Origin of the sequence: Nonomuraea sp. NPDC049784 (genome assembly GCF_040659615.1) — a bacterium.
Classification (GTDB): domain Bacteria; phylum Actinomycetota; class Actinomycetes; order Streptosporangiales; family Streptosporangiaceae; genus Nonomuraea.
Window position 1 is genome coordinate 1 of record NZ_JBFAMX010000678.1, and the last position, 5225, is coordinate 5225.

4 protein-coding genes are annotated in these 5225 nt (G+C 66.1%); 1 reads left to right on the forward strand and 3 read right to left on the reverse strand.

The window, feature by feature from the left end; all coding sequences use genetic code 11:
• The 3 genes from AB0J09_RS55545 to AB0J09_RS55555 all read right to left on the reverse strand — a co-directional run.
• Positions 1–1096 (reverse strand): RICIN domain-containing protein (locus AB0J09_RS55545; protein WP_360710482.1); only part of this gene is annotated, 1096 nt, incomplete at its 3' end.
• Positions 1097–1558: 462 nt separating this feature from the next.
• On the reverse strand, positions 1559–1966 hold the full coding sequence (locus AB0J09_RS55550) for an FCD domain-containing protein (RefSeq protein WP_360710484.1): 408 nt from the start codon (positions 1964–1966) through the stop codon (positions 1559–1561).
• Positions 1967–2021: 55 nt separating this feature from the next.
• Positions 2022–2762 carry a FadR/GntR family transcriptional regulator gene (locus tag AB0J09_RS55555; RefSeq protein ID WP_360710486.1) on the reverse strand — a complete coding sequence of 247 codons (741 nt, stop codon included), beginning with the start codon at positions 2760–2762 and terminating at the stop codon, positions 2022–2024.
• Between the two features lie 335 nt (positions 2763–3097).
• On the opposite strand from AB0J09_RS55555, the gene AB0J09_RS55560 reads away from it, so the two are divergent.
• On the forward strand, positions 3098–5225 hold a 2128-nt coding region (locus AB0J09_RS55560; protein ID WP_360710488.1), incomplete at its 3' end, for an RICIN domain-containing protein.

Here is a 5225-nt window from a genome sequence, read left to right on the forward strand (position 1 = left end):
CGGAGGTCCACTGCTGGTTGGCCTGCCCGTTGCAGTCCCAGATCTGCACCTGCGCACCGTTGGCCTGCGAGGCGCCGTTGACGTCCAGACACCGCCCAGACCCCACGCCCTTGAGCGCGCTCGTCGCCGGCGGATTACTCGTGGGGGTCGGCGTCGGAGTCGGGTTGCTGCCTCCGAACTGCGTGAAGAAATTCCACACCACTGGCCTGGTCCAGGAATTCTCGCCGGGTTCGAAGTCGCCAGGCTTCCCGTCCACGGGACCGGGGGTGTGGCCTGCGTCGAACGCCGCCCATGCGACCGGATACCCGGCCCGGCACCCGGAGTAGTAGGTGACGATATGCGTCAGGCTTCCCTGCGCCGGCTCCGGCGGGTTCTGGGGCGTGCAGCCGTTGTTCCTGACGAACCTGTCACGCAGCGACCGGCCCGCGGAGATGTTGAGCACCGGATCCCTGAGGCCGTGGAGTCCTATGTACGCGACGGGCTCGGTGCCGCCGCTGCACCCGCTGAGCTGCGCGCCGGAGTAGACCGCCACCGCGCGAAAGACCGTCGCCCGGGCGCACGCGAGCGCGTAGCTCATGCCGCCGCCGTAGCTGAAGCCCAAGGCGAAGCGCTGGGAGGTGTCCACACAGAGGTCCGCCTCGATCCGGCGGATCATGTCGTCGACGAAGGTGACGTCCTCACCGCCCGAGTTGGCCCAGCCATTGTTGAAGCCCTGAGGCGCGACGAAGATCGCGGTGTTGTTCGACAATGCCCTGAGCCCGTAGTAGGACCAGGGGTACCCACTGGTTCCGCCCGAGTCGACATCGTTGGCTGTTCCGCCATTCCAGTGGAACCCGAAGATCAATCGATAGGGGGTGGTGTTGTGGTAGTCGTCCGGAATCCTCAGGATGTAGCTGCGATTTTTCCCGCTGGTCGTAATCGACTGCGTACCGCTTCTGAGCGTCGGAGTCTTGCCGCATCCCGCGGTGGCCGCGAGGGCGCTCTGTTTTGCGAGCGACGGGATGGCGCTGTCGCCCAGCGCCGTATGCACCGTGGCCAGAACGACGAGCAGTGCCGTGGACGCGATAGCGGTGAAGAGGGACCTAAGCATCGACATCACGAAAATTCCTTTGCCGTTCTCGTGGTGACATACGTAGATGGGAAGCCATTTCCTCCACCTTTTCCGGGGTGAGGGCGTCGGCGGCCGGCGTTTCTGGTCTCTGGCTCGGTGAATACCGGGTCGACGGCGCACCGTGTTCTGCCGATCGAAATTCGCCGGTCCTGCACGCATCGGCCGACCGGTCGAATCCCAAAGGTGTTAGCGCTCACTCAACGCCGCCGTAATCGGATCTCCTTTCTTCCGGTCGGCTCGAGGCGACGGTGCAGCGGAGCAAATATGACCGTGACAAGCCCTGTCAAGGCCCGGGCTTTTCGGCATTGAGGGGCTCTCGCCTGAGACGACTCGTCGCTCCTGCGTCTGACCAGGGGAAGCGGCCGTGGTCACCACTGACGTCCCGCGATGAAACTTTCATTGTCGGTCAATCGAATCGTTCCGAGCGCTCGGGCGAGGTGGCCGGTCTCACGGGGTGGGTCCGTGCCAACGCCGCAGCCGTACGGGATCGGCCGTTCCGTTGCGGCGGACGATCCAGGCCTCGGTGATGTGATTGAACATCGCCTCGGCGGCGCCGTCGGGATCGTGGGCGGCGATGCGTTCGTAGATGCGGCGGTGGCCGAGGTTCGACGCCACGCACAGGGCCCGCTCCGTTCGGCCCATGTGCCGGGCGGTGTTGATGACCAGTGCGCGCAGCTGCTCCATGGTGTCCAGCCCGGCCAGGCGGGAGGAGACGTTGGCCATGTCGGACTCCAGCACGCGCCGTGTGACGACGAGGTCGTCGAGAATCGCCAGGCTCTTGTCCTCGGCGATGCTCGCACTCCCGCCGAGTCGGGCTCGATGAAACGTTCGTCCGCCGCCGACTCGCCTGATCACGTCCTGTCGGTTCCCAGATGGACGAACCGGTTCGGATGGCCGATCGCCGGGCGGATCACTGGGATGAGGAGAAGAGGCGCTGCTGGATCTCCCGTCGGTAGTCGTCGAGGGTGTTGTCGATGTGCGTGGCGGCGGCCTGGGCGGCCGCTTCCGGGTCGCCGGCGCGGATGGCCTGATAGATGGTGTCGTGCTCCTCGACGGCCTTGGCGGCGTGCCCGCCCACCGAGCCGCGCAGCCCGATGAGGTTCGACTGCGCCTGCAGTCTGCGGGCCTCCCGCACCGCGACCTGGAGGAAGATGTTGTGCGAGGCCGTGGCGATGGCGGTGTGAAAGGTGTCGTCGCCCTCGTTGAACAGTTCCTCGCGTCCGGTCTCGAAGCCGTGGCGGCACACGCCGGCCGCGTCCTCGATGGCCCTCAGCTCCGCGGGGGTGGCGCGGCGGGCGGCCAACCGGCTGGTCTCCATCTCCTGCGCCCGGCGGAACTCGAACAGCATGTAGACGTGGTCGAGGTCTGTGGGGAGGAAGAAGGACGCCCAGCGCCCGGTGCCGAACATCCCCTCGTCGTCGGCCACGTACAGGCCGCGGCCCTTCTGGGCGCGTACCCGGCCGAGCGCGGAGAGTATCTTCACCGCCTCGCGCACCACGGTGCGGCTGGTGCCCAGTTGCCGTGCCAGCTCGTTCTCGGTCGGCATGCGGTCGCCCGGGCGCAGGCCGAGCCGGACGATGAATTCCAGTACCTGCTCGGCGGCCACCTCGTAACCCGGCCGGTATCCGCTCTCGCGCGGGGTGTCGGTCACCGTGCTTCCTCCTCGCCGTTCCCTGCAAAGTATGACTGATGAGGTTGCCCTCCCAAGCTCAGACGTGGTGCCGATTAGTACGACACATACGAACGGTTCATGCGAGGGCGATCTGCGCGGGCGTGGGCGGTGGCAAGCATCTCCGCTGGTGAAGAAGGAAAACGGCTAACTATGGCTAGGATTTTGGTGTGCGAATGATGAAATAAGCGGGCTTAAGGGCTTGACGGTTATCCATACTCACAACGTAATTAGAAGCGATGACCCTCAGAAGGGCGTCACCTGCCTGAGCAGCAGGGCGTGACCTGGCCACACCCGTACCCCCCAAAGGAACCACCGTGCAGTCATCTTCGCCCGTCACGGCGCTGAGACCGATTCTGATCGGCATCATCGCCGCGGCGCTGGCCGCGGCGTTCGCCCTCGTCGCCCCCGCCCCCCCGGCCCTCGCGGCCACCACGACCCTGTACGCGTCACCCGCCGGGACCGGCACCGCCTGCACCTCCGCCCAGCCGTGCTCGCTGGCCTCGGCACAGACGGCGGTACGTTCGCTGAACGGCGCGATGTCCGGTGACATCGTCGTGGAACTGGCCGACGGGGTGTACCGGCTCTCCGCGCCGCTCCGGCTGGCCGCCGCCGATTCAGGAAACAACGGCTACTCCGTCAAATGGCAGGCCGCGGCGGGCGCCCATCCCGTCATCAGCGGAGCCAGGGCGGTCACCGGATGGACCGTGGCCGATTCAGGGAAGAACATCTGGCGCGCCAACGTCGGCGCCGGGATCGACACCCGGCAGCTGTACGTCAACGGCGCCATCGCCACGCGGGCGCGTACGGCCGTGAACCGGTCAGACTTCACCGCCAGCAGCACCGGCCTGAGGTTCGGCAACAGCGCGCTGAGCTATCTGAACAACCTGGCCAACCAGAACCGGGTCGAGATGGAGAGCGTGGGCTCGTTCACCGACCGCTACGTGACGGTGCAGAGCATCAGCGGGAACTTCATCACGATGCAGCAGCCCGGCTGGAACAACAACACCTTCGGGTACGACACCTTCACGCAGCCGCACCGGGCGGGTCCGCTGTACGTGGAGAACGCGTACGAGTTCCTGGACGCGCCGGGGGAGTGGTACATCAACCCCGGGACCGGCGTCCTGTACTACATCCCGGCTGCCGGGCAGAACATGAGCAGTGTCAGCGTCGAGCTGCCGCTTCTCCAGTCTCTGGTGAACGTCGGAGGCACCTACGACGCGCCCGCGCACCACATCACGTTCAGCGGGATCACTTTCACCGGCACCACCTGGCTCGGACCCAGCAGCAACCAGGGCTACGCGGACGAGCAGACCGGCGCCTACATCGCGGGCAACTGGAACTGGCCCGCCGACAGGCTGACCTCCTGCCAGGAGGGCTGCCAGCAGTTCGAGGCCGCGCGGCCGAACTGGTACCAGATGCCGGCGGCCGTACAAGTTTCCGCGGCCAACAACGTCACCTTCACCGACTCCCAGTTCGTCAACCTCGGTCAGACGGCCGTTGGCGTCGGCAACGACGCCAACGCGCACGCCAGCGGTGTCGGCCTGGGCGCCAGTGACATCACGATCACGCGGTCCGAGATCGCCCAGAGCTCGGCCGGCGGCATCGTGGTCGGCGGCGTGCGCGCCGACGCGCACCATCCCAGTGACCAGCGAATGGTCAACCGGAACATCACCGTCAGCAACAGTCGCATCCACGACCTCGGCCTGGACTACCGGGGCGTCGTCTCGGTCCTGACCACCTACGTCACCAACACCAACGTGTCCCACAACGAGGTCTACAACATGCCGTACACCGGCATGTCGATCGGGTACGGCTGGGGCGCCAACGAGCCCGGCGGCAGCAATCAGTACGCGAACCGCGGCCTGTACAACTACCAGCCGCGGTACACCACTCCCACCACCGCGTCCGGCAACCAGCTCATCGGCAATTACGTCCATGACGTCATGCAGCAGATGACCGATGGTGGATGTATCTACACGCTGTCGTGGAACCCGAACGCGTTGATCAGCGGCAACCACTGCCTACGGACCAACGGCTGGTTCGGGATCTACTTCGACGAGGGCTCGAAGTACTACTCCGTCACCAACAACGTCCTCTCGAATACCGGTACCTGGGCCACCGCCAACTACTGGGGCGGCGAGAACATGGGGAACTTCACCGTCACCGGCAACTGGTCGACCAACGGCAGCACCAACGTGACCAACGGCGACCGCGGCAATGTGGTGAACAACAATGTCACCGTCACCAACGGCACCTGGCCGGCCGGCGCCCAGGCCGTGATGGCGGCCGCCGGTCCCCAGGGCCAGCCTTCGGGGAGCACGAGTGCGCTGCGAGGTGTGGGGTCTGGGCGGTGTCTGGACGTCAACGGCGCCTCGCAGGCCAATGGTGCGCAGGTGCAGATCTGGGACTGCAACGGGCAGGCCAACCAGCAGTGGACCTCCA